General features: G+C 50.0%; 20 protein-coding genes. 12 read left to right on the top strand and 8 right to left on the bottom strand.

The annotated features are described in order from the left end of the window. Positions 1-3: 3 nt before the first annotated feature. Both ACGHTT_RS13430 and ACGHTT_RS13425 read right to left on the bottom strand, forming a co-directional pair. Entirely contained in the window at positions 4-1,215 is a 1,212-nt protein-coding gene (locus ACGHTT_RS13430) for an NnrS family protein (RefSeq protein WP_390591244.1), read from the bottom strand. Next, positions 1,215-2,492: a nitrate/nitrite transporter gene (locus tag ACGHTT_RS13425; RefSeq protein WP_390591242.1), complete on the bottom strand. Its 1,278-nt coding sequence runs from the start codon at positions 2,490-2,492 to the stop codon at positions 1,215-1,217. Before ACGHTT_RS13425 ends, ACGHTT_RS13430 begins: the two co-directional genes overlap by 1 nt. A 310-nt stretch (positions 2,493-2,802) precedes the next feature. On the opposite strand from ACGHTT_RS13425, the gene ACGHTT_RS13420 reads away from it, so the two are divergent. Together ACGHTT_RS13420 and ACGHTT_RS13415 are read left to right on the top strand one after the other, a co-directional pair. Then, complete coding sequence (locus tag ACGHTT_RS13420) at positions 2,803-4,278, top strand: NarK family nitrate/nitrite MFS transporter (RefSeq protein ID WP_390591241.1); 1,476 nt, start codon at positions 2,803-2,805, stop codon at positions 4,276-4,278. Positions 4,279-4,346: 68 nt separating this feature from the next. After that, entirely contained in the window at positions 4,347-6,092 is a 1,746-nt protein-coding gene (locus ACGHTT_RS13415; protein ID WP_390591238.1) for a protein kinase domain-containing protein, read from the top strand. A gap of 288 nt (positions 6,093-6,380) precedes the next feature. Here the strand turns inward: ACGHTT_RS13415 and ACGHTT_RS13410 are convergent, their stop codons facing one another. The 3 genes from ACGHTT_RS13410 to ACGHTT_RS13400 form a co-directional block, all read right to left on the bottom strand. Then, positions 6,381-9,092, bottom strand: coding sequence for a TonB-dependent receptor domain-containing protein (locus tag ACGHTT_RS13410; RefSeq protein WP_390591237.1), 2,712 nt, complete (start codon positions 9,090-9,092; stop codon positions 6,381-6,383). Between the two features lie 86 nt (positions 9,093-9,178). Then, a complete protein-coding gene (locus tag ACGHTT_RS13405) occupies positions 9,179-10,738 on the bottom strand; it encodes a hypothetical protein (RefSeq protein WP_390591236.1) in 1,560 nt (519 codons plus the stop codon). A 256-nt stretch (positions 10,739-10,994) separates the two neighbouring features. Next, positions 10,995-11,177 (bottom strand): hypothetical protein, encoded by a 183-nt coding sequence (locus ACGHTT_RS13400; RefSeq protein ID WP_390591234.1) that lies wholly within the window; start codon positions 11,175-11,177, stop codon positions 10,995-10,997. Between the two features lie 74 nt (positions 11,178-11,251). Here ACGHTT_RS13400 and hrpA point away from each other — a divergent pair, with 74 nt between their 5' ends. The 7 genes from hrpA to ACGHTT_RS13365 all read left to right on the top strand — a co-directional run bounded on the left by hrpA (position 11,252) and on the right by ACGHTT_RS13365 (position 19,966). After that, on the top strand, positions 11,252-15,160 hold the full coding sequence (gene hrpA / locus ACGHTT_RS13395) for an ATP-dependent RNA helicase HrpA (protein WP_390591232.1): 3,909 nt from the start codon (positions 11,252-11,254) through the stop codon (positions 15,158-15,160). A 181-nt stretch (positions 15,161-15,341) separates the two neighbouring features. Then, on the top strand, positions 15,342-15,728 hold the full coding sequence (locus ACGHTT_RS13390; protein WP_390591231.1) for a hypothetical protein: 387 nt from the start codon (positions 15,342-15,344) through the stop codon (positions 15,726-15,728). A gap of 29 nt (positions 15,729-15,757) precedes the next feature. Continuing rightward, entirely contained in the window at positions 15,758-16,657 is a 900-nt protein-coding gene (locus ACGHTT_RS13385) for a DUF692 domain-containing protein (protein WP_390591229.1), read from the top strand. Further along, complete coding sequence (locus ACGHTT_RS13380) at positions 16,654-17,424, top strand: DUF2063 domain-containing protein (RefSeq protein WP_390591228.1); 771 nt, start codon at positions 16,654-16,656, stop codon at positions 17,422-17,424. The genes ACGHTT_RS13385 and ACGHTT_RS13380 overlap by 4 nt, the downstream gene beginning before the upstream one ends. A gap of 240 nt (positions 17,425-17,664) precedes the next feature. Further along, positions 17,665-18,582, top strand: a complete 918-nt coding sequence (locus ACGHTT_RS13375) for a porin (RefSeq protein WP_390591227.1) — start codon at positions 17,665-17,667, stop codon at positions 18,580-18,582. Positions 18,583-18,646: 64 nt separating this feature from the next. Next, the gene (locus tag ACGHTT_RS13370; protein ID WP_390591226.1) at positions 18,647-19,120 is read left to right on the top strand and encodes a hypothetical protein; all 474 of its coding nucleotides are present in this window, start codon (positions 18,647-18,649) and stop codon (positions 19,118-19,120) included. Positions 19,121-19,231: 111 nt separating this feature from the next. Beyond that, entirely contained in the window at positions 19,232-19,966 is a 735-nt protein-coding gene (locus ACGHTT_RS13365; RefSeq protein ID WP_390591225.1) for a VacJ family lipoprotein, read from the top strand. 63 nt (positions 19,967-20,029) lie between these two features. Here ACGHTT_RS13365 and ACGHTT_RS13360 read toward each other — a convergent pair whose 3' ends face one another. Beyond that, positions 20,030-20,338 carry a PilZ domain-containing protein gene (locus ACGHTT_RS13360; RefSeq protein WP_390591223.1) on the bottom strand — a complete coding sequence of 103 codons (309 nt, stop codon included), beginning with the start codon at positions 20,336-20,338 and terminating at the stop codon, positions 20,030-20,032. Between the two features lie 441 nt (positions 20,339-20,779). Here ACGHTT_RS13360 and ACGHTT_RS13355 point away from each other — a divergent pair, with 441 nt between their 5' ends. Continuing rightward, entirely contained in the window at positions 20,780-21,982 is a 1,203-nt protein-coding gene (locus tag ACGHTT_RS13355) for a response regulator (protein ID WP_390591221.1), read from the top strand. After that, positions 21,975-22,457 (top strand): STAS domain-containing protein, encoded by a 483-nt coding sequence (locus tag ACGHTT_RS13350; protein ID WP_390591220.1) that lies wholly within the window; start codon positions 21,975-21,977, stop codon positions 22,455-22,457. The genes ACGHTT_RS13355 and ACGHTT_RS13350 overlap by 8 nt, the downstream gene beginning before the upstream one ends. 16 nt (positions 22,458-22,473) lie before the next feature. Here ACGHTT_RS13350 and ACGHTT_RS13345 read toward each other — a convergent pair whose 3' ends face one another. Then, positions 22,474-22,908 carry a TerB family tellurite resistance protein gene (locus tag ACGHTT_RS13345; RefSeq protein WP_390591218.1) on the bottom strand — a complete coding sequence of 145 codons (435 nt, stop codon included), beginning with the start codon at positions 22,906-22,908 and terminating at the stop codon, positions 22,474-22,476. Beyond that, on the bottom strand, positions 22,905-23,897 hold the full coding sequence (gene dusA, locus ACGHTT_RS13340; protein ID WP_390595056.1) for a tRNA dihydrouridine(20/20a) synthase DusA: 993 nt from the start codon (positions 23,895-23,897) through the stop codon (positions 22,905-22,907). Before dusA ends, ACGHTT_RS13345 begins: the two co-directional genes overlap by 4 nt. 166 nt (positions 23,898-24,063) lie before the next feature. On the opposite strand from dusA, the gene ACGHTT_RS13335 reads away from it, so the two are divergent. Continuing rightward, a complete protein-coding gene (locus ACGHTT_RS13335) occupies positions 24,064-24,543 on the top strand; it encodes a GNAT family N-acetyltransferase (RefSeq protein WP_390591217.1) in 480 nt (159 codons plus the stop codon). The last annotated feature ends 53 nt before the right edge of the window (positions 24,544-24,596 follow it).

The raw sequence follows: 24,596 nt of genomic DNA, 5'->3' as shown, positions 1-24,596 counted from the left end.
CGATTAGCCCGGTTTACCATCCAGCCGTGGTCGTGTTAATACCGGCCAGTAGATGATTGCAAACAGGCCATAGGCGATTAACCATAAACAGGCAGTTGCATTAAGCAGCCAATAGCTTGCGTTGGGTGCTAACCAAATAAACAGGGTGCGCGATAGTGCGGCTAGCGCGATGGCGAGAAACGCGGCACTCATCAAGGGCGCAGGAATTAACGGGCGGCCCGAATGACCGAGTGAGACTCGAGCCATCATGGCCAAAATCATGTTTGCCATAGCGCCGACGAATAACACATGCAGTGCTGTTGAGTAGCTGACAAAGGGCAGCACAGAGAGCGACGGCCATGCTTGCGCTAAATAGTGGATGCTAAGCAGAAGCAGCATCATAGGAATAAACAGAAAGCTGATGTGCAAAGACCACAGCAATGGCACTTTAGCGGTTACCCAGAATCGCCAGCGCACGACACGCCATAACTGAAGGCCGGCGGCCAATAAACAGATAAAAAAATTGACACCGGTCGGCATCAGTTTCGCGACACCGCTGGCTTGGCATAGCACGACGAACAAGGTGGTGCCAAGGGTGGCAATTTCCAGTGCAGGAATGTTATTGACTCTTGCTGTCTGGCTGCCGTTGGCGGTAAACATCGGCACGATGCGGCCACCGAGTATGGTCATGATCATGACCACCAACCATGCCGCGCTATAGATGCCTTGTAAGGCCATCGCAAGATCGCCGCGCCATAGCGCAATATGGCTGACCAGGTTGCCCACAAACATCAGTAGCAAAATGGGTACAAACAATAAGTTTCGGTATTGCTTAATGGTGATAACGGGTTTGGCCAGAAAAAAGATAACAGCGGGTAGAAATAATAGATCCAGCGTTGCGCTTATCAGTGTTGGCGCATTAAGCGCTAGCGCTAATCTAGCTGTTAACCAAAGTGCAAACAACACCAGCAGTGCCCGACCTTTGATGCCGGGAATACCTGTCCAATTTTGCACGGCGGTGAGAAGGAAGCCGGCGATAATAGCGCAGACAAAGCCGAAAACCATTTCGTGCGCGTGCCAAAAATAGCTGCCGCCGTAGGGGCTAAATGTGAGCCAGCCATTGAGGTTTGAAATCCAAAGGCCGATAGCGATAGCGCTAAAAACGCCGCCGCAAAGAAAGAACGGCCGGAATGCTAAACCCAGTAGTGCGGGTGATTTGCTAAATAACTGAGACATTACTCTTGCTCTAAAAAATTCGTGGTTTGCGCCTGTTGTAAGCGCTGTTGAAAGCGATCGGCCTTATTGGCGAAAAACATCACGATCATGCACAGCGCTAGCACGGCATATAGCACCATAAAGCAGACGCTATAGATACCCACCAAATCTACCGCAACACCAAATACGATGGGTAGGGTGCATCCGCCTAAGGCGCCAACCGCTGCGACAAAGCCGCCAACACTGCCCATGGCATTGGGGTAGTAGTCATTGATGATTTTATACACGCTGGCACGACCGAAACCTTGCGCAATGCCAATGACAAAAATGAGCCACGTAAAAAACCAAACATTGACTTCTATGCTGAGGTTGACGTCTTGATTGACGCCATGGATTGTCATGGTTGTGGGGGGGTAGCTAAGAAAGAATAGACACACAAGACACAACCAAAAGACGTTCCAATTAACAGCGCGACCACCATAGCGATCGGCGAACCAGCCACCGAGCGCGCGTACCATACTGGAGCTGGTGGCGAAAAATAAGGTAAAGGCCATGGCGGCGCCATCGCTCATGCCGTAGGCGTTGGCATAGTACTGTGGCAACCACAGGATCAGTGCAAGGTAACTGCCGAAAACGAAATAATAATAGAGGCCAAAGCGCCATACCTGTAAGTGTTTAAAGTAATGCAGCTGCGCTTGCCAGCGCACCGTCGGTGAGGATCGTAAACTGGATTGATGTTGCGGTGCAAAGAGCGCAAAAAGTATCAGCATTAAGGTCATGCCAGCAGCATAAAACCACCCTAAACTGGCCCAGTCGAAATTATCGACTAGCAAGGGTGCCAGCGCCAAGGTAATAGCGGCTCCGGCGTTTCCTGCGCCAAAAATACCCAGCGCTGTGCCTTGTTGATTGCGCTCAAACCAGTCGGTGACATAGCGTACGCCAAAGGTAAAGGATGTGCCGCTGATGCCCAGCCAAAATCCAATGACTATGTAGTGCCAGAGATCTGAGGCATAGGGAAGCAAGAGTAGTGAGGGAATAACGAAAGCCATCTGCCAAAGCCAAAGGCGCCGTGCATTACCGGCGTCGGCTGCGAGGCCGGCGGGAATTCGCAAAAGAGCACCCGTGAGCATTGGCGAGGCGAAGAATAAGCCCAGCTCCGTCGCCGACAGCGCCATGGTGTGTTGTAGCTGTAAACCAATAACGGCATATAACACCCAAACCGAAAAATTCGCTGCGAAGGCCAAGGTCGCCATGGCGAGTGCTAGCTTGGCCTTAGGCTGATAATTTTGCATATTCATAGATATCGCATTCTCTGGCTCTGGGGTTACTTTAACTAACTCATTTGCCGCTAACTATGGACTAACCACTTTTTGTTATGTTTATCAGTGCAACTACTTATTTGTGGGTAATGCCCCCGTAATTCACAGGGTTTTAAGGCGATCGTTTTGTTTCAGAGTGGGTATAAAGTGGGTATTAGGCAAAACTTTTACTCGACAATCAATGGGGCTCAGTTGATTCAGGTCAATAGTGGTTTTGAGCATGCGCGCGACACTGAGGCCGTCAATGAAGCCAGCAATAAAGTTTGACTGGCGAGTATCTGGAGGCTTTATGTCGAGTGACCACAAGATAAATCTATTTGCTTTAAGCGACCCTAAAATAAAAACCCTACACATTACGTGGTTCGCATTCTTTTTGACGTTTATGGTTTGGTTTAACCATGCGCCTTTATTGGTGTTTATGAAAGAAGCCTTCGATATGAGTAATCAGCAAATAAAAGCGCTGATGATTTTGAACGTTGCTTTAACCATTCCGGCTCGTATTGTAATCGGCATTCTGGTGGACAAATTCGGCCCGCGAAAAGTCTATAGCGGTTTGTTGTTAGCGTCTTCGGTGCTGTGTTTATTGTTTGCCTTTGCTAACACCTATGAGCAGTTGGCACTGATGCGCTTTCTCATGGGCTTTGTTGGTGCCGGTTTCGTCATCGGTATTCGCATGGTGGGCGAGTGGTTCCCGCATAAGTCTGTGGGTATCGCCGAAGGTATTTACGGTGGCTGGGGTAATTTCGGCTCGGCCGCCGCAGCCATGAGCTTACCAACCTTGGCGCTCATGTTTGGTGGCGAAAATGGCTGGCGCTATGCCTTGGCCTGTACCGGCATTATTGCGGGGATCTACGGTGTTTTCTATTACATCGTGGCGCGCGATACGCCGAAAGGCTCAACATACTTTAAGCCGAAAAAATCTGGTGGGTTAGAAGTTACAAGTTGGAAAGATTTTTATCTCTACCTCGCTATGAATTTACCTATGTATTTTGCCTTAGCACTTTTGACGTGGAAATTATCGCCGACGAATTTAGGTTTGTTGACGGCTGGGGCAACTTACAGTATTTACGCCGTGTTAGTGGTTCTATTTGCCTATCAAACCTATAAGATTTGGCATGTTAATATTGAACACCTGCGAGCGGGCGTTCCGGAAATGGATCGGTATAGCTTTAAGCAAGTGGCCATTTTAGACTGGTCTTACTTTGTAACCTTTGGATCGGAGCTTGCAGTCGTCTCCATGCTGCCGCTGTTCTTCCTCGAGACCTTTGAAGGCCTTTCACCGGTCAAAGCAGGACTTTTGGCATCTGGTTTTGCCTTTATGAATTTGGTCGCTCGCCCAACCGGTGGTTGGTTTTCCGATCGCTTTGGCCGTCGTAAGTCTTTGATGATTTTAATTGGCGGTTTGGCGCTAGGTTACTTTGTATTAAGCCAAATCACCTCTGGCTGGTGGATACCGGTGGCGGTCATTGCCACTATGTGTTGTTCCTTCTTCGTTCAGGCTGGTGAAGGTGCCGTGTTTGCGGTTGTGCCTTTGATTAAACGTCGCATGACTGGACAAATTGCCGGCATGGCAGGAGCTTACGGCAACGTAGGCGCAGTGACTTACCTAACAATTTTAAGCTTTGTGGATTACAGTACATTCTTCTTAGTGATTGCCTGCAGTGCGTTAATTGTATTCTTCATTGCCATGATGATGGATGAACCTAAAGGCCAAATCACCGAGGTGTTACCGGATGGCACTGTGCACTTGATTGATGTGGGCTAAACTGAACTCAATATAAAAAACGCCCGCAATAGCGGGCGGTTTTTTTTGGCAGAGGCATTGTTAGGGTTATGGTAAAAACACTCAAAGTCAGCACTAGCTGCTTTACCACAGCAGGTATCAAAACAATTAATGAAGACAGTGCTGCCATTGAGGTGCCGACGGATGGCTATCTATTGTCGTCAAAAGGTGTTGTGGCCTGTGTTGCCGATGGTGTCTCTTCCGCTGAGGCGGGGAGGGAGGCAAGTTCGACGGCGGTGAGTCGTTTTATTGAAGAGTATTTTCGCACCCCTGATACTTGGTCCGTGTCTCGCAGCGGCGAGAAAATTCTTTCTACCCTTAACCTGCGCTTGTACCGAAAAAGCCATGAGTTTGTCACCAGTACCAAGGGCTACCTGTGCACTTTTAGTACTATTGTAGTGAAGAGCCGTACTGCGCACTTTTTTCATGTGGGCGATAGCCGAGTCTATAAATTGAGCACAGTCGAGGGCAACCCAACGCTCAAGCAACTTACCCGCGACCATGCCGTCATGATGGGCGGCCAAAAACCCACCCTAACCCGCGCCATCGGTATGGATAATCGCTTAAATATTGATTACGGCTCGGTTGAAGTTAAACAAGGTGATCAGTTTTTAATCACCAGCGACGGGGTTCATGATTTTTTAACGGAGGCAGAGCTAACGCTGTTTTTAACTCAAACCTTAGCGCCTAACGATGTAGCAGAGCGCCTCTGCGATAGGGCCGCTGAGGCGGGTAGCGACGATAATATCAGCGCCGCTTGGTTGCGAATTGATCAGCTGCCAGATGAAAACCTCGAAGATTACCACGCTAAATTGACCCGTTTACCGTTTCCGCCCGAACTCAATGTGGGCGAGAAAATCGATGGTTTTCAGGTCGATAACGTTTTGTTTGCCTCCGCTCGTAGCCAATTATATTTGGTGACCGACTCGGATACCGGTGCGCAATATGCGATGAAAACGCCGTCTCACAATTATGAGGACGATGCGAGTTATATTGACCGATTTATACAGGAAGAGTGGATAGGAAAGCGTATTCAAAGCCCTTATGTTGTTAAGGTTATCCAGCAAAAAAAGCCGCGTAATTTTTTGTACTACTTGATGGAATACATAGAGGGCGAGGGGCTAGATGAATGGATCTCGCGCAATACGCCGCCTAGCCCGCGCCAAGCCATCGCGCTGGTGAAAGATATTGCCGAGGGTTTAAAAGCCTTTCATGAAAATGAAACCGTGCACCAGGATTTACGCCCAGCTAACATCCGTATCACCAACGACAGCCGCGCGATCATTCTCGATTTTGGCTCTGTTTACGTGGCCGGTTTGGCCGAGCTGCACCGACCGTTAGTACATACCTCTGCACTCGGCACCGCGTCTTATTCAGATCCTCTGTATATCATGGGTTCCAACCCGGGCATTCAGGGCGATGTGTACGCACTTGCGACCATTGCCTATGAAATGTTTACCGGAGAGCTACCTTACGGTAGCGCTATTGAGGAGTGCCGCTCTGCCTTTGATTACAATCATTTGCGTTATAAAAGTGCTAGCTTGTTTAACCCTGTGCTGCCGCTCTGGTTTGATAGCGCCTTAAAAAAAGGCACCGAGTTTGATTTGGCTCAGCGTTACTTGACGGTGGATCAGCTGATGCAAGATCTACAGCAACCCAATGCCGAGTTTTTGCGCGAGGAACCGATGACCGCGCGGAGCGCGAGCAGCATCGCCTTTTGGCAGATTTTAAGCGGCTTTTGGTTCTTGACCTTGTTGCTGGTAATTTATTTGTTTTCGCAGGTATCTGGTGGCTAGTATCCCCCAGAAAAAATATTGAAATCTAGTGATTTGTGGGTACAGGTGGCATTTGCACCTAGCGAGGCTATTTTTTGTAATAAAAAATGGGCCGAGCGGCCCATAGTGATTGGGGATTAAACGCGAAGTTCATTATTGTTGCCTGTTACCGTGCAAAGTTGCGGATTACGCCCCGCGGTTTTGCTGTGTTCTTCAAGTGCCTAATCCATCCAAACAATTCACAGGTTATTACTTCGTCTTCGAATAAGGCCGTCCTTGGTAAAATACTACATCCAAACTGTGACACCGTTATAAATCCCACTTTACGCCCAAGCTAAACGTGCGCTCTGCTGACTCTTCTAGGATGACGGCACTGTCTTGTTCAATACTGCGCTTTTCGCCGAGAAGGTTAGTGGCTCTTAGCCGCACGCTTAAATTTTCTATCGGATAGAAGGCGTAGTTTAGGTCGAGGGAGTTAAACGGCTGTTCATAAGCGTCGTCGGCACCGTCGCGGGCGGCGAAAACAATGCGGTCGCCAAAGTAGTTAAAGGCAAGCGTGGCGCTGTGGAAGCCGCTGGGCGAGTCATAACCGAGTTGAATGTTGGCAACTTCTTTTGAGTGACCGGTCATGCGCCGACTGTTGTTGGTTAAACCGATATCGGTATCGCTGATGGTAATATCCGAGTCGCTGAATGTTAAATTTCCCGACACGAAGTAGCCTTCAGTCCAGCTTGCGACATTATCTAAGGCCTTTAGCCATTCGATTTCTACGCCGGCTAGGTTGGCTTTTTCAGCGTTGACGAAGGTGAGTACCACGTTATCGTCTGAACCAGCAGCGCGAATAGTTTCGATAGGACTGTCGATTTCTTTGAAGAAGGCCGACACAGTGAAGCTATCGCCGTCATCAAAAAACCATTCGCCCCGGGCGTCAACGTTTTGCAGGTCGGATGTTTCTAGGTAGGGGTTGCCTACCACTCGATAGTCTGTGGTAGGGTCGATATATTGCACAACCGCAACTTCACGTAAATCTGGTCTAACGGTGGTGCCGCCATAACCCAAGCGAAATTGAAACTGCTCAGCCCAAAAGTTTTGGGTCATGTAAGTCATCGACAGCGAGGGGTAATCCTTACTTTCATTGACCACAATGTTAGCGAGCTCTTCATTACTGACGCGAGATTGGTTGTCGAAATCCAGGGTGTCTATTGGCAGTGATACTTGACGGAAATTCTCGTGCCGAACCCCGCCGGAAAAACGCCAGGTGTCTTCGAAGGTGACATCGAATTTACCGTAGTAACCGTCGAGCATCTGCGCGGCTAGGTAGCTTTCTGCCTCTGCTGAACCGAGCGAAATCAACATGGCGTTGTTGCGATTTAAAAGGACATCATCACTTAGCACGGCGCCAGGCGTATCGTCCAATACGGCCAAAGGTGCGTTCGAGGTGTCAAAATTTACCGTGGTGCCTAGGTAGGTACGATCTTTGCGCGAGCTATCTAGGCCTCCCGATAGCTCAAGGTCAAAATTATCGCCTGACAGCGGTAGTGTAAAGTCCCAGCCATAGCTTTCAACGTTGTCTTCCATATCGGTAAAGTGAAACACTGCAGCCGTTGAAAGGCTCGCCATGCGCGAGGCTAAAAGTTCGCCTGTTTGTACATCGATGCTATCGAGACCGGTGATAGACACTTCGTTCGGTTTTTCGGTTGTGGCTTGCGAGTCGCTGTAATACCAGCTGAAATTTAACTCGTCAGCCCAGCGAAACGGAAGTTCATAGACGAATTGGTTGAAGCTAGAGACGAGGTTGTGTGAGCCTTTAATCTGGTTGGTTGTTAGCTCGCGCTCCTCGTAGCGGATATCGTATGTAACGTAGCGATTGCCGCTGTCGATAGTGGCGTTGTTAGCATTAAAGCCGCGCTCGATGGATGCTTCGTCTTCGGTATTACGAATGAAGAGATGCATCACATCAATCTGATGATCCTCACCATAAACCAAACCACCGCTGAGGCTAGTCGACAGTGACACTTCGTCTGTGGTGGCTAGGGTTTCCGAATAGATACTGTCTGGCGCATTGTTGGAGCGATTGGTGCGATCTTTATTGCGTGCTTTGCGGTCGTAAGAACCGAGCGCGAGAAAGCCAATGTCCCACTCTTCGCCTAGAGTCCATTTGTTCCCGACTCCGAGTTTGAGTTTCTTATCGTAGTCGTTCTTAGCGCTGTTAATATCCACGTCGCGGTTAAGTGTTGCGGCTAAATCGCGGTTTATCGCTGCGGCTTCGTTGACAGTGTGAAAGCCACCGTCTTTATTGAGCGTTTGATAGATATTTGAAACGGAAATATCACCGCGATAGGTGCTAATCGCCTGAGTGATTTGTTGCGGTAATGCTCGGGTGCCGTCGTCTGTGCCGAAAGCGTCGTCGCTGCCGCCGGCGTAACTTAGACCATCTTTACCTGTGCTGTCTGAAGCCCAACCCGTGCCAACAGAAATATTAATCAATAAATCTTCTGGGATAGCGCGAGTGCGAATGTCTACGTTACCACCGCCAAAGTTGGCGGGCATATCGGCTGAATACACTTTTTGTACTGCTAGCGATTCAATTAATTCAGCGGGAAAAATGTCTAGTGGAATCACGTTGCGCTGTAAATCCGGTGAGGGAACCAAGGCGCCGTTTAATTGTGCAGAACTGTAGCGCTCGCCTAATCCGCGTACGTAGATAAATTTATCGTCTACTAAGGTTAAGCCCGGTACACGCCGCAGCGCTGCGGCAACGTTGGGATCGCCAACCCGGACAATTTGTTCGCTGCTGATGATGTCGGTTACCACATCGTATTCGAGACGCTCGGCGATCACATCGGTGGCGCTGGAACGCTGTCTCGCCACAACACTGATTTCTTCAATGGGGCTGACTATTTTAATGTTGCTATTTGGCTGTGTCTCTTGTGCCAAACTTGGCACAGACAAAGCGAGATGGCTGGCCGCGGCTATGCCTAAGCAAAGGGCGCGGCGGGGAAAATATGCTGGTGTTTTCATGGTGCTGACCTTGTTGTCTCTGCCATAAGCGCTAAAGAAGGCCTAGAGCCTTTAAGCTCCAGACCGATACCCGAGATCGAGTTGGCTTATAGGCCCACAGTCCAGCCGGCAGTCCAATCGTCACCTGCCGTTACAGCGCCGAAGTGGGTAGGCGTTTCCATATCTGATGCGATGTTTTTAACATCGGTAAGGTTAACGGTAATCGCGTTGCTACCGTCAGATTGCAACAGTGTTCCCGCGGTGTAGTTGCCTGATAGCACCGTGGCGGCTTCGCTATCGCGGAAGTTATCAGAGAAGCCGTCGAAGAAGGCTGTGGTGTTAAAGCTGCTGCCGGCGGGTAGGTCTGCGGCGGCTGCATTTTTAACAGTTTCAGAACAAGCAAGAATATTGCTGTTGGCTTTGATTAAGCCGTTTTCAGCATTTTGAACCGTGCCAGTGCTGTTAATTTCGAAACATTCGTTACCAGACGCTGGCGAGGTGACGATGGAATTGTAGATTTCGCCTTCCGCACCGTGGCGTAACAAGAAGCCTTCACTGTCGCCATGAATGTTGACAGCTTGGTCGCGGCCGGAGGTAATGCAAGTAACGTTGGAAATAATTGGGTGAGACATAGGTGAAATTAACCAGTCCGCTGGGTTGCTTGCGTCGGCTGGGCGCTTGTCAGAGATGTTGTCGCCTTCGATGCAGCGGTTGCTATCATCTTGCTTAATTAGAGCGTATTGGATGTGGCCAACGTAGCCATCGGAAAAGTCTAGTGAATCATCGCGAACATTGACCAGAACAGCGTGGCTAACGTTAACGGCGCCGCCGAAGAATTCAAAGCCATCATCGTAGGTGTTGTAGACCTGCACATAGTCAACCACCGTACCTGAACCCACGGCGTTAAAGGTAATACCGTTCAGTTCGTCGCCTTCAACCACAGCAAAGCCTGAGTGTTTCACCACAACGTACTTCAGTGAACCTGAGCTTTCAGCATTATTATTGCCGCCGTAGTAGGATTCTTGGCCTTCGGACTGAACCGAACAGGTGCCGGTTGCGCGCTGGGCATTGGTACAGTTATTGGTGATACCGTTACCGTTAATCATAATGCCGCCCCACTTGCTAATCGCGCCTGGGGTTTCGTTGTTTAACACTAAATCGTTGTAGCTCGAGAAAATAATGGGCGCTGCGGGTGAACCGTTGGCGACAATTTTTGAGCCCCGTGAAATGCGTACGTAATCGCTTGGATTTTGGAAGGCTAATTTGTTGCCCGCGGCAATGGTGAGTGTTGGGCCGTCACCTTCCTGAGGCACTGCAACGCCAGCGGCCACATCCGGTGGTGTGACATCTTCACCAACAAATAGACTACTGGCAAAAATATGTACGCCAGAAATAAAGGGAATGCTCAAATCTGTCGTGAGTGGTTTGTTGACACCAACAAACGTAGCATCGTAAAAACAGTTATTGCCATCGAAAGAGCCTTGCAGCGCTTGGCCGTTAACAGCATAGCTTGCACAGGGGTTGTTCGTGCCTGAGCCGCCGCCAGAAGTAACGCTGTTGTCCACTGAATTGTCTACGTTAGTGGGCGATACATTAACGTCGCCACCGCCGCAGGCGAAAAGCGCGGCGCTTAGTAGGTTTAGTGCAAATATATGACGAATTTTCATGATGTTTTCCTAAAGATGTGTAAACCGTTGGTTTTAATTTGGCAGGTTTTATTTTCATGCTATGACCTACTTGGTGCGCCATACTAACGTACTAAAATGTCAGTTTTGTAAAGTAAATATGAAGCTTATTGTTGGTTTTTATGACAAATATATGGCGAAAAAGTGACAGTCTTTTTTCATGACTGTGTGAAAATTTAGGGCGCTAATCATGCTGGTTTCACTGCTATTTTTTGAACTCGATAGCTGTTGGTTGCATTTAGTATTGGCAATAGTTTTTTACCCAATGACTATTGGCGATGTTTTTCTCCGAAGTTCTATTGAGGCTGGCGTTTTGTTGTTTGGTGTATTCGTTAGGGGTGACTGACAATGATGGGCGTGTGTCACGCGTGCGCACGTGGTGATTAACAAGGCTGGTGTCGTCGACGAGTTTACGGGGCATCAATCTGGCTTCTCCCTATACCGGCGCGGGTCATCGGCCTATAATTCCGGCTTTTGTCTGGCCTGGCTTTATCTATGACATCAATAAATATAGGTGCGCTTTACGCACAGCTTGATCAACTTATGATCGCTGATGCGGCGCTGCTGCGTAAGCAATTGCATCGATTGCGCAAGCGACTAGAGCGCCAGCAGCCGGTTGATCAGATGTTCGGCGAGATAGAGTCTGGCCTAGCCGCCGCTAAGTTGCGCATGGCGGGACGCTCGGCCTTAGTACCCGAGATTACATTCCCCGAAGCCCTGCCGGTGAGCCAGCGCGCGGGTGAAATTGCCGAGTTGATTGGCAAGCATCAGGTTGTGATTTTGGCCGGTGAAACCGGCTCCGGTAAAACCACACAGCTGCCCAAGATTTGCCTGTCCATTGGCCGAGGCCAGCGCGGGCTTATTGGCCATACCCAGCCACGACGACTTGCTGCGCGCACGGTAGCGGCGCGTATTGCGGAGGAAATGCATACCGTATTAGGTGACCGCGTTGGCTATCAGGTGCGCTTTAACGATCAGAGCAGCGACAACACCCTTGTAAAATTAATGACCGACGGTATTTTACTCGCCGAAATCCAGAACGATCCGCTGCTAACCCGCTACGACACGCTGATTATTGATGAAGCGCACGAGCGCTCGCTCAATATTGATTTCCTGCTAGGGTATTTAAAACAGTTATTGCCGAGGCGCCCAGACCTCAAGCTCATCATTACCTCCGCCACCATCGATTTGGCACGCTTCTCTGAACACTTTAACGGGGCGCCTATTATCGAGGTGTCGGGCCGCACTTTTCCGGTAGAGATTCGCTATCGGCCGGTATTGGATGAGGAGGGCGAGCTGGCCGAGCACATCAGCGCGGCTATTGAAGAAATACTGCAGGCGGAAAAGGGCAGCAGCCGGCGCGGCGGCGATATTTTAGTGTTTTTAGCCGGTGAGCGAGAAATTCGCGAGACGGCGTTGGCGCTGCGCAAAGCCAATTTGCCGCATATTGAGGTGCTGCCCCTCTATGCGCGCTTGAGTTTGGCCGAGCAAACCCGGGTGTTTTCGGCCCATGCTGGGCGGCGCGTGGTGTTGGCGACCAACGTGGCTGAGACTTCAATTACCGTTCCAGGTATTCGCTATGTTATAGACCCAGGCCTGGCCCGTATTAGCCGCTATTCTTATCGCACGAAAATTCAACGCTTGCCGATCGAGCCGATTTCTCAAGCCAGTGCCAATCAGCGCGCCGGTCGCTGTGGGCGGGTGAGCGAGGGTATTTGTATTCGGCTCTACGAAGAGTCGGACTTTCTCAACCGGCCGGCGTTCACCGATGCGGAAATTTTGCGCACAAACTTGGCTGCCGTTATTTTACAAATGCTGTCTATGCGCATGGGCGCTATTGAAGACTTCCCTTTTGTCGATGCGCCGGATGCTCGCCTTATCAATGATGGCGTTAGGCTACTCGAAGAGTTGCAGGCGATAAATAAAAGGCGCGAGCTCACCGCTATGGGTCGGCAATTGGCACAAATGCCAGTAGATCCTACCTTGGGGCGGATGTTGGTGGCGGCCGCGGCGGCCGGCGCGCTCGATGAGGTGTTGATTATTGTCAGCGGCTTATCAGTGCAAGATCCGCGCGAAAGGCCGGCCGATAAGCAGCAAGCTAGCGACGAAAAGCACAAGCGTTTTCGCGATGACAATTCGGACTTTATCAGTTGGGTTAACCTTTGGCGTTATGTGGAAGAGCAGCGTCAGGAATTGTCGAGCTCCCAATTTGCGAAAACCTGTAAGCGTGAATTTTTATCCTGGTTCCGGATAAAGGAGTGGCGCGATATCCATTTGCAACTGCGTTTAGCGCTACGCGATTTGAAACTGCCCATGAATAAAGCCCCGGCCAGTTTTGAGGCGGTGCACAAAGCTTTATTGCCTGGTTTACTGAACAATATTGGGACTAAGGGCGAAGAGCGGGAATACTTGGGGGCTCGCGCGCGCAAGTTTCATATTTTTCCCGGTTCCGGTTTGTATAAAAAAACGCCTAAGTGGATTGCCGCGGCGGAATTGCTGGAGACTTCAAAGCTGTACGCTCATACGGTCGCAAAAATTGAGCCTGAATGGATTTTGGCCGTGGCCGATCACTTGGTTAAGCGCGAGCACTTCGAACCGCATTATTTTGTGAAAAACGGCCAAGTTATGGCCTTTGAAAAAATAAGTTTGTATGGCTTAACGCTGATTGAGCGCAAGCGTGTCGCCTTTGGCAAGATAGACCCAGTGACGGCGCGAGAAGTCTTTATTCGCGCCGTCTTAGTGGAAGGCTTGTATCGAGGTAAAGGTGAGTTTTTTAACCTAAACCGAAAACTTATTGAGCAGCTGGGCGAATTAGAGGCGAAATCGCGTCGGCGCGATATTTTGGTGGATGATGAGGCGTTGTTTCGCTTTTTCGATGAGCGCATACCCGCGGATGTGGTTAATTTAGCGGGCTTTGAGCACTGGCGTAAAGACTGTGAGAAAACCCAACCCTCGCTATTGCATTTAACTAAAGCCTATTTAATGCAGCACGACGCGGCTGCTATTACCGAAGCGCAATTTCCCGATAGCTTGTTGCTCAATGGCATGGAATTACCGCTGCAATACCACTTTGAGCCCAACCACGCCGACGACGGTGTCAGTCTTTTAGTGCCGGTGAGTGTATTGCATCAAATCCCTGAACACCGTTTAGAGTGGTTGGTGCCCGGTATTTTAAAGGAAAAGTGTATTGCGTTGATCAAGGCGCTGCCTAAGCAAGCGCGCAAACAATTTGTGCCAGTGCCTGAGTATGTGGACCGCGCTTTGGCCCGAATGACGCCCTGCAACGAGCCCTTAGCCTTGGCCTTGGGCGAACAATTGTTTCGCATATCCGGTAATAAAATTGACCCCGCACTTTGGGCTGATGTGGTACTTGATGATTATTACCGTATGAACCTAGTGGTGATGGATGAGCGCGGCAAACGTCTTGATGCCGGTCGAGATTTGTTGGCGCTGCGCGACAGTTATCGGGATAGGTTACAGGCCAGCATTGAGTCGGCGGGGCCAAGTCTGGAGCAGGCCGGCTTAACCGGTTGGACCGTGGGTACAATCCCCAGCCAAGATCAGTTTAAACGTGCGGGTATTGCCATTCGGGTTTACCCAGGCCTAGTGGACGAGGGCGATACCGTGGCCTTGCGTATGCAGGACAATCCCGATGCCGCGGCTTGGTTACACCGCGAAGGATTGATGCGGCTGATGTTATTAAATATGCCTGAGCAAACCCGTTACCTGAATAAAGAGTTGTTAAGGGGTAAAGATATTGGTTTGACCATGGCCAATTTGGGAAACCGCGAAAGTGTTGCCAAAGAGCTTATGGGGGCCGCCTTGTTGCAGTTGATTGAGGCAGAGGTTAGCGATTACGCGGTGCGCGATGAAACAACTTTTCTTGCTTTGTTAGAAACCTGTAAACCGCAGCTCGTGCCAAAAGCGACGCTACTGGCGACGCAATTGGTTGCAGCACTGACTTTATTGGTAGAGGTCCGCAAAACCATTAAGGGCCACCGCAATGCATTAATCTTGGCGTTTTGTTTATCAGATATTAAGACTCAGCTCGAAGGTTTATTTACAAAGGGTGTGTTGTTGCATATGCCGCCCGATACCTTGTTGCAGTACAGTCGCTATTTAAAAGCAGTGTTAACACGCTTAGAGAAGGCGCCGCAGAATGTGCAGCGCGATAAGCTGGCGATGATCGAGTGGCAGTCCGTGCAAGATGCCTATTTTGCGTTGTTACAGCAGGCCGGTGAATACCGTGCTAATTTGACGCCGAGCTTGCGTCAGTTTCGTTGGTTGATGGAGGAGTATCGTATCTCCCTATTCGCACAAACGTTGAAGACGCAGGTGCCGGTATCAGCCAAGCGTTTGAATAAACAGCTGCAAGAGATTAAAGCGTCTTTAAACTTGCACTAGGCGTTTACCTATTTCGGTTGAACGCAAATGCACGTCCTTTGGTCGCGGACGTGAACTACGGCTTTAAAAAACTTGTGTCTATACTGTAACGTCGGTGTCTAAACTGGCTCCAATTCACTGATTTACACGGAAAGGGCACTTGCCCACAATAAAAGCAACTGGCATGTTACGGAGAAATCTTATGTCTAAGTCTATGAAAACCCCTTTTGCCGCCGCTATCGGTGCTGCTGTTCTTGCTTCTGCCGCTATGTCTGCGTCTGCATTCGCTGACCAAAACCCCTTTTCTGCACAGGAGTTGAGCAGCGGTTACAACTTGGCTGACAACCACGCGGAAGGTAAGTGTGGCGAGGGTAAGTGCGGCGACAAAGCCAAGAAAGATGGCAAGTGTGGTGAAGGTAAGTGCGGCGATAAAGCTGACAAAGACGGCAAGTGTGGCGAAGGAAAATGCGGCGACAAGGCCAAGAAAGACGGCAAGTGCGGTGAAGGTAAGTGTGGCGATAAAGCCAAAGAAGGCAAGTGTGGCGAAGGTAAAGCCGATAAAGAAGGTAAATGTGGCGGCGCTGCATAAGCGTTAATTGGCAACGAGGACATTTACGCTTGACGCATAATCTTGATCAAGTTGTCACTAAACCGGCGCTGAGCGCCGGTTTAGGTTTACGACGCAGTGAAATGAAAAGCTTCGCCGAGCTGACGCCCTCCGAGGTAAACTTCATGGAGGTGGCACCAGAGAATTGGATTGGAGTAGGCGGCCGTTTTGGTCAACAGTTGCGCCGCTATACCGAGCGTTTTCCGTTTTTTTGTCACGGCCTTTCGCTGTCTATCGGCTCACCAGCGCCTTTAGATACAGCCTTAATCAGTAATATAAAAACCTTCCTCGATGAGCATGACGTCCTGCTTTATAGCGAGCATTTAAGCTATTGTAGCGATGACGGTCACTTATACGATCTATTGCCCATTCCCTTCACGGCGGAGGCGGTACATTATGTGGCTGGCCGTGTGCGCGAGGTGCAAGACAGGTTAGAGCGCAGAATAGCGCTGGAAAATGTGTCTTATTATTTGACCGCTGCGCAAGATTTGACCGAGGCAGAATTTATCAATGCGGTGATCAGTGAAGCGGATTGTGATCTGTTATTGGATGTTAACAATATTTATGTAAACAGTATTAATCATTGCTATAACGCCAGTGAATTTTTACGCCAGCTACCGGGTGCTCGCACGGCTTACTACCATATCGCCGGTCATTACGACGAAGCTGAAGACCTAAAAGTGGATACTCACGGTGCAGATGTTATCGAGCCGGTTTGGACGTTACTTGAGGAAGCTTATGGTCTTTTTGGTGTAAGGCCAACGCTGCTAGAGCGCGATTTTAATATCCCCCCCTTGGCCGATATGCTGGCAGAGTTGAACCGAGTCAAGCAGATTCAAGCGCGCGCGCTAAAGAGCGGCGCAAAAGATTTTCGCACGAAGCTACCGAGCTCTACTGGTGTTGTTGCATGAGCCAACCTGTGACTGCATTAAACCGCGCGCAATATTCGCTGACGCAGTATCTACGTGATCCAGAGCGATGTGTAGCGCCCGAAGGCGTAGAGCCACGTCGGTTGGCTGTTTATCAAGAACTGATTTTTAATAATATCGAAGATTTTTTAAGTAGCGGTTTTCCGATTTTGCGCAGCCTTGTACAGGATCACACTTGGCTAGCTCTGGTGCGTTTATTCGTGACGGACTACCGCGCTCAGTCGCCCTATTTCTTGGAAATAGGGCAAGAGTTTATGCATTTCGTCATGGCTTCCGAGGCGGCTCAAGCTATGTTGCCAGCCTTTGCCGCTGAGCTCATGCACTATGAATGGGTGGAATTGGCGCTCGACGTGGCACCGGAAACCTTACCTGAGTTGGTTGATAAACCGGCCGTCACACTCGCCACCAAAATACGTTTATCGGCCTTGGCTTGGCCATTGGTTTACCAATACCCCGTACAAACCATTGGCCCGACCAATCAGCCGAGCACCATCCCGGCAGCGCCAACTTTTCTTTTGGTGCACCGCGATCGCCAGCATCGGGTTAAATTCATGGCACTTAATGGTTTGAGCTATGGCTTGCTGGATATGGTAGAGAATAACGCCGAGGTGGACTTGCAGACGTTGATCAACCGCTTATCCGAGTTGGTACATGGGAACCAAGGCACGTCAGTTTCACCACTCTTCGTGGACCAGGGCTTGGCGTTGGTTCAACGCTTTGTAGACCAGGATATACTTCACATTTGCTAAAAATTGGCGCCTGTCTATTCTAATGTCACTTGACAGTTTTATGACAAACGTGGCGTATTCGAAGTCTTTTTCTTAATTAAAAACCTTTTTCTAATTGCCTAATCTTCTTTGCTCGACAGTTTTGTCATTTTTCTGCAATATTTCGCCGCCAGAATGCACGCCAATCCGGTGAAGTGTTTCACTCGATGAAATGAATGCCTAAAAAACTGAAATGCCTAGAAAAAGCAAAGGGGATTATCCATGCAAGCATCACTGAAGAAAGTTCTGCCGTTCGCTATTGCAGCGGTTCTGCCAATGGCTGCACAAGCTGAAGGCCCAATCGACGGAAAAATCTACGGCAAGGTGAATTTGTCCATAGAGAATCAGGACGAAGCGGGTGTTTCTACTAATGAACTGCAGAGCAACGCGTCGCGTTTAGGATTTGCGGGCAAGACGGCGCTGTCAGATGGCTTGAGTGTTATTTATCAGCTGGAATACGAAGTTGATCCAGATTCTGGCACGGATGTCTTCAAGCAGCGCAACAGCTATGTGGGCTTAGCCGGTGGTTTCGGTAGTGTTATCGCCGGTGTACACGACACCCCGACCAAATTATTACAAAACAAAGTCGATCTGTTTAACGACCTCCAAGGCGACATCAAAAGCATCATCACCAAAAGTGAAGTGCGCTCTAAAAACACGGTGATGTACGCCACGCCAGATATGGGTGGTTTCTTTGCTCAAGGTGCCTACGTGATGAGTGAGGCTGAAAATGTCGACGATGGCTACTCTGTAGCCGGTGGTTGGGAAAACGACACTTTCTACGCCGGTATTAGCTATGACACCGATGTGCGGGCTTTAGATTCAACCGTGATTCGCGGTGTGGTACAAGCGACCCTAGGCAGCTTCCAGCTCGGTCTGTTGGCGGAAACTGATGACACCGCCGGTGCGGAGAACGACGGTTGGGCGGTCAGTGGTCAATATAAGATGGGCGATTGGGCGTTGAAAGCGCAGGTTGGTCAGTCTGATATCGCCACCGCTGGCGGCGAAACCTACTCCGTGGGTGCCGACTACAAGCTAGGTAAAAACACCAAGCTGTTTGGTTTCTACACCAATGAAACCGCCGATAGTGATACCAAAGAAGCGGATTACGTCGGTCTTGGCATCGAGCACAAGTTCTAGTTTTCAGCGTAGGTGAAAGGGTGCTTAGGCGCCCTTTTTGTGTTTTTGAAGAGGGTAAAATGTCGTGCATATTAGATCGATACAAGTCGTCCTATGTTGTCTCAGTTGCGTCATGGTGATGATGGCGCAGGCAGAAGACGTTACGCTGGATGCGGAGGGTAAGCCCTGTGAGGAAATGGTGGATTTGTCGGAAACCGGGCAGTTTCATCGTTTGCATTTTGAATGTGCCGAGAAAAAGGCTGTGAGCCAGCCTACTGTTCCTGGGCCAGAATCTGTTCTTGTTCCTGTGCAAACGCCACAGCCAAAGCCAGCGCCATTGCCTCAACAGGCGCCGGTGCCTGCTACGCAGGTGCTCACGGTTCGAGCACCCGTAGAGCTCGCGAAAGCGGACAGCTTGACACGCGCTCAGCACCAGCTATTCCAGCAGATGGTGCAGTCTTGCACTCACGGTTGGCACAAGGTGGGTGAAAGCGTGGTGCAGGATAATCAGCAAGCACATTATCAACTGACTATTCAGTATCAGTGCCTTGGTCGTTAGCAACGCTTTGCTTGCAGACACTTTCGCCCGTTGGCATTACAATGGCGCCCTAAATTTTATCCTCTGGCGTTTAAAACGCGCTGTGAAAAGTGTAAGTAAGCGAGTAGCGTTATGATATGGCAAGTATTTTGGCGATCCTTTTGTGCAGTTTTCTTGCTCCTCGGCTCCTGCTACACAGCACCCTTGTTGGCGCAAACGGAAGCCTCTGAGCAAGACCCATGGGAGGGTTTTAATCGCAAGATGTTTGCCTTTAACGACGGTTTGGATTCGTATTTGTTGCGCCCGCTGGCCGTTGGTTACCGCGCAGTGCTACCCGATCCGGTCGAAGTGGGTGTCGATAACGTGTTTTTAAACTTGCGAGAGATCACCAACGTTTTTAACGATGTTCTTCAGTGGAAGTGGGATAAAGCCGCCAATGATACGGCCCGCTTTTTGATTAACTCCACCGTGGGCGTTGCGGGTATCTTCGATGTGGCCGGTCACTTTGGTTTGTTGCGAGGTGAAGGCGAGGATTTCGGGCAAACCTTAGCCGTGTGGGGTGTTGGTCAGGGGCCTTATATGATGCTGCCTTTTCTCGGCCCCTCAACCTTGCGACGCACAGCTGCTATTCCTTTAGATCTCGATACCCTGCCCATCGTACAAATTGGCGATACGGCGGTTCGCAACAGTGTTTTAGGGCTTAGATTCGTCTCTTTACGCGCCCAATTACTGTCGTTTGAAGACAGCATCTCAGGCGATAAATATTTATTTATTCGCGAGGCCTATTTGCAAAATCGGCAGTTCCTCATCAACGACGGCGTGGTCGAAGATGATTTCGGTGGCGACGACGAATACGGCGATTATTAGCACCGAGAGCGGTGCCAATAGCACTAATAAAGTCCCATAAAAAAACCCGCTTGGCGGGTTTTTTTAATTGAGAAGCTCTTCTATTTCTAAGCCCAGCGTACAGCTTTCGTTTGGCCCTGACGAGACCCGTGCAACCCGGGCTTTCGCTTTTAGCATTGGGCTGTGGCCATGGCTAGAGCTCAGCACTATGGTCATTTGAGTGCCCACGGGTAAAGCGCGGTCTACTTCTACGGACATCCCACCGCCACTTAATTCACAGCAGACTCCATTGATATGGCCGTCGTCGTCACTTAATTCTATGTCGACGGGCGAGTCGACCCGCATGCGGATGAAGTTACGCTTTTCACTGTAGGCGCGATTAGCAAGACTCATAAGGTGCTCCCGGTGCTGAAAGGTGTTGGCGCAAGCCCAGCTTGGCCATGATTATTATCGTACAAACTGATCGACCTGCATGTGATCAGTGTAGAAGCCTTCGTACTCAGATGCTGCGTTCGTCGAACCCGCTATCGTTGCCGCGACTGTTCGATGAGTGTTGATTACTTCAATTAACAAAGTTTTTAGCGGGCGCCAAAGGGGAGGAAAATCCTAGCTCGTGCGCCAAGTGCGTTATTCACGCAACTTGGACAGAAAAGATACGCCAAAATGAGGCATTTGAACAGCTTGCGGCACACAATTTATGGGAGTAGGGTTAACGGTTTACAGTAGAGTGTTGTTCTATAGGCTGTTTATTCGCACTATCTGAGCGATAATCCACAGATAGTGTGGCGGGTCTTATTGACGAGTAATAGTGACGAGTAGTATCGACAAAAAGTTATGAATGACACTCAGCGCCGGCACCGGCTGCTCATCATTGACGACGATAGTATCGTGCGTCAAAGCATTGTGACCTATCTGGCCGACAGCGGCTTTGAGGTACTTGAGGCCGGTAACGGCCAGCAGGGCCTAGATCTCTTTTTTAGCCAATCTCCAGACATAGTACTGACCGATTTACGCATGCCCGGTATTGATGGCTTGCAGGTGCTGCGCATGATTCACGAGGCGTCGCCGGATACGCCGGTGATTGTGATTTCAGGCGCCGGTGTTGTCGCTGACGTAGTGGAGGCATTGCGTTTAGGGGCCAGTGACTACTTGATTAAGCCTATCGTCGATATTGAGATGTTAGAGCACTCTATTAACAAGTCATTAGAGCGCAAAGCGCTCTTAGCCGATAACCAGCGCTACCGAAATGAGCTGGAGTCGGCTAACCGGGTTTTACGCGAGAATTTACGGGTGTTAGAGCGCGACCAAAAGGCCGGTCGGCAAGTACAGCGGCGGCTACTCCCGCAGCACCCTCAAACGCGTGGCCAATACCACGTTACCCAGCACATCGAGCCGTCCTTGTATTTAAGCGGCGACTTTATCGATTTTGCCTATTTGGGCCACCGCTATTTAGCGTTCTATCTGGCCGACGTCTCTGGTCATGGCGCTAGCTCAGCCTTTGTCACTGTGTGGTTGAAGCACCTGGTGACCCGTTTGGTGCGCGAGGAGGAGCTATATGCAGATGCCAGCTCCTTTGAGCAAGGCCCGGCCCATCTGCTGGATGTGATAAACCAAGAGCTATTAGACACCAGCTTAGGCCACCACCTGACCCTTTTTACCGGTGTGATCGACACCCAGACCCATCAATTGCGATATTGTGTTGCGGGTCATTTGCCTATGCCCGTCATGGTTACTGATGCCGGTGCGAGCTTTTTACCGGGTGAAGGCAAGGCTGTGGGGATTTTCAAAGATGCCCAGTGGACGGTATGGACGGCCGATCTACCAGAAACCTTCCATTTGCTGGCGCTTTCAGATGGTGTATTGGAAGTTCTCAGTGCCGACAATTTAGCCGATAAAGAGCTTGAATTGCTGGCTCGCCTGAGTAATATGCCGCCTTCAATAGAGGCGGCGTGCGAAGCTTTGCAGCTCAGCACTGTCACAGAGGCTCCGGATGACATCGCGGTGTTGTCTATCTCTCGGGGGTTAACGAGTGCGTGAAGGTCAAATCTTGGTGGCTGACCACCAAGGTGTTTACGTCATAAAATTGCTGGGAGACGTTCGTCTAACCCTGTGTATTTCTTTCGATAGTTTTATCGAAAAGATGTTTAGTGACCCTGCGTTTATCTCCGTGGTGTTTGATCTAACCGGTGCGGAAGCCATCGATTCGACCACACTGGGTTTGATGGCGAAAATCTCTATTCTTGCCCAGGAACGCCATCAGCTGGTACCTACCTTGGTGAGTAATAACCCAAGTATCGATCGCATCTTACAAACCATGGGCTTCTCGGAAATTTTTTGCATCGTCAAAGAGGGGCAGGCCGACGCAGAAGGTGCAGAAGCCCTGTGCGTGGATTGTGCCGATGAGAGCGGTGTGAAGTCGAAAGTACTCGAGGCGCACAGAATATTGGTCGGCTTAAATAGCGCTAATCAGGCTGCCTTTCGCGACCTGATCGCATCCTTAGAAAAAGATTAAGCGCGGTTCAGCTTACCTAGTCGGGTCTAGCGAGTAATTTAGCGCGAATAAACTCACTGTGTGGTACGTGGATCAGCTCGCTGAGTTTGCGAATAGCGTGCTCTTCGTACTTGTCTAAATTACCGTCGGCGTAGGCCACGGCCCACATGTCCTGAACCAGTTTAAACTTTTCTTGGGCGTCGAATTCATCGTTAATGACGCGGGTAAAAGTGTAGGAAGAGGTGGCATCTCGCTGTTCATGTTGCGCATTTTCTAGCAGCATATCTAATTCGTCACCGGTTAAACCGTGACTTTTTTCGATGGCTTTTTTCAGAGACGCACACTCATTGTCATCGAGCGAACCGTCGGCTAAAGCCACCTCCACCAGTAGCGCAATAGCGGCCAGTTTTTCACATGTATGTTTTTCCACTGTAGGTTCGGCGAAACATTTTCTCAGTAGATCAATAATCACATTCTGCTCCTAATCTGATCCAGTGCTAGGTCTACCAGTTCGACGCCGGCATTGGCTTTATGTGCGCCTTCGCTGATGACGCGTCTAAATTGTTTGCCGCCCGGTTGGCCGTAGAAAAGGCCCAATAAATGCCGAGTAATATGGTGTAGGCGCATACCGTCGCTCAGCTGCTGCTCAATATACCGCAACATATTTGCCATGATGGTTAAGCGGTCTTGTAATCTTGGCGCTTCACCGTAAATCGCACTATCTACTTCCGTTAGTAGCCACGGGTTATGGTAGGCCTCGCGCCCGACCATCACACCGTCGACATAGTTTAACTGCTCGATACACTCGTCGATTGTACTGAGCCCACCATTTAAAATAATCTCGAGCTCAGGGTGTTCGCGTTTTAACAGATGCACTCGCTCGTAGTTGAGTGGCGGTACCTCGCGGTTTTCCTTCGGGCTTAAACCCTTTAGCCAGGCCTTGCGTGCATGGACGATAAAGGTGAGGCAACCGGTTGCTGCGATAGGTTCGACAAAATCGCTGAGGCCCTGGTAGTCATCCATGTCGTCGATACCAATGCGGTGTTTTACCGTGACGGGAATCGAGGTGGCGTCTTGCATGGATTTAATGCAATCGGCAACCAATTGGGGGTGGCTCATCAAGCAGGCGCCAATCATGCCATTTTGGACGCGATCTGACGGGCAGCCGCAGTTGAGGTTGATCTCGTCATAGCCCCAGCTCTCCGCCATTTTGGCGCAAGCGGCTAGCTCCTGCGGGTTGCTGCCGCCAACTTGCAGCGCCAGCGGATGCTCTTCGGTGTTGTAATTGAGGAAGCGCTCGCGATCACCGTGAATTAAAGCGCCACAGGTGACCATTTCTGTATAGAGAAATGCCCGCTTGCTCATCAAGCGCCAAAAGTAACGGCAATGACGGTCGCTCCATTCCATCATGGGGGCAACGGTGAAGCGTCTGGGGCTGAGCGTCTGGTCTAGCAACGGGATTTCCTCAAAAAGAGCGCATTTTAATGTTTTTGCGGACAAAAATCTGAATTTATGTGCCAAGCGTTTAGCTTTGCCGTCGAAGTAGGTAAACTGCGTTTTTCGTTGTAGATTTGAATCTTTTTATATCATGATTTCATCTGACGTTAGTCGGTCTGTATCCAAGCCTATGTCGCAACCCAAGGTGCTTAATCATCGTGCAAGCAAAACGGCCGAACAGCTGTATTTCTTGTTTCAGAATGCTTATCGTCAGGAAGCGAAGGTGATTGGTGGTGCGGCTTTGAGCTATTTTGCGCCCCTGCAGCGCAATGCGGCCACCATCCGGTTAGCGCCCAGTCGTATTATTGGTATCGAGTCGAGCCAGGGTGAGGTTATCGCCGCCATCGAGTTGATCGAACCCAGCGCCGCTCAGCCTTGGTGCTTGATCGATGGCCTGTGTGTGGACCCATCAGCACAACGGCAAGGTCACGCTTCGAGCCTTTTAAAGGTGGTAGTCAGTAGCTATCGTCGTCGAAAAATCCCACTTAGGGTAAAAACGGCCGTGGCTAATCAGCCCGCCCTCGCGCTGTATAGCCGCTTCCAGTTCATTGCCATCGGCCATAGCGCCGCTCACGGTATTGAGCTGATGGAGCTGGAACTGCCCGCCTAGCCCTCTTAATGCTTACTTACCTGAGGCTAATTTTATGCCGCGGCGCTTGGTAA

This window comes from Simiduia litorea (assembly GCF_042853465.1).
GTDB lineage: Bacteria > Pseudomonadota > Gammaproteobacteria > Pseudomonadales > Cellvibrionaceae > Simiduia > Simiduia litorea.
This window is presented reverse-complemented; position numbering and strand designations above follow the sequence as displayed.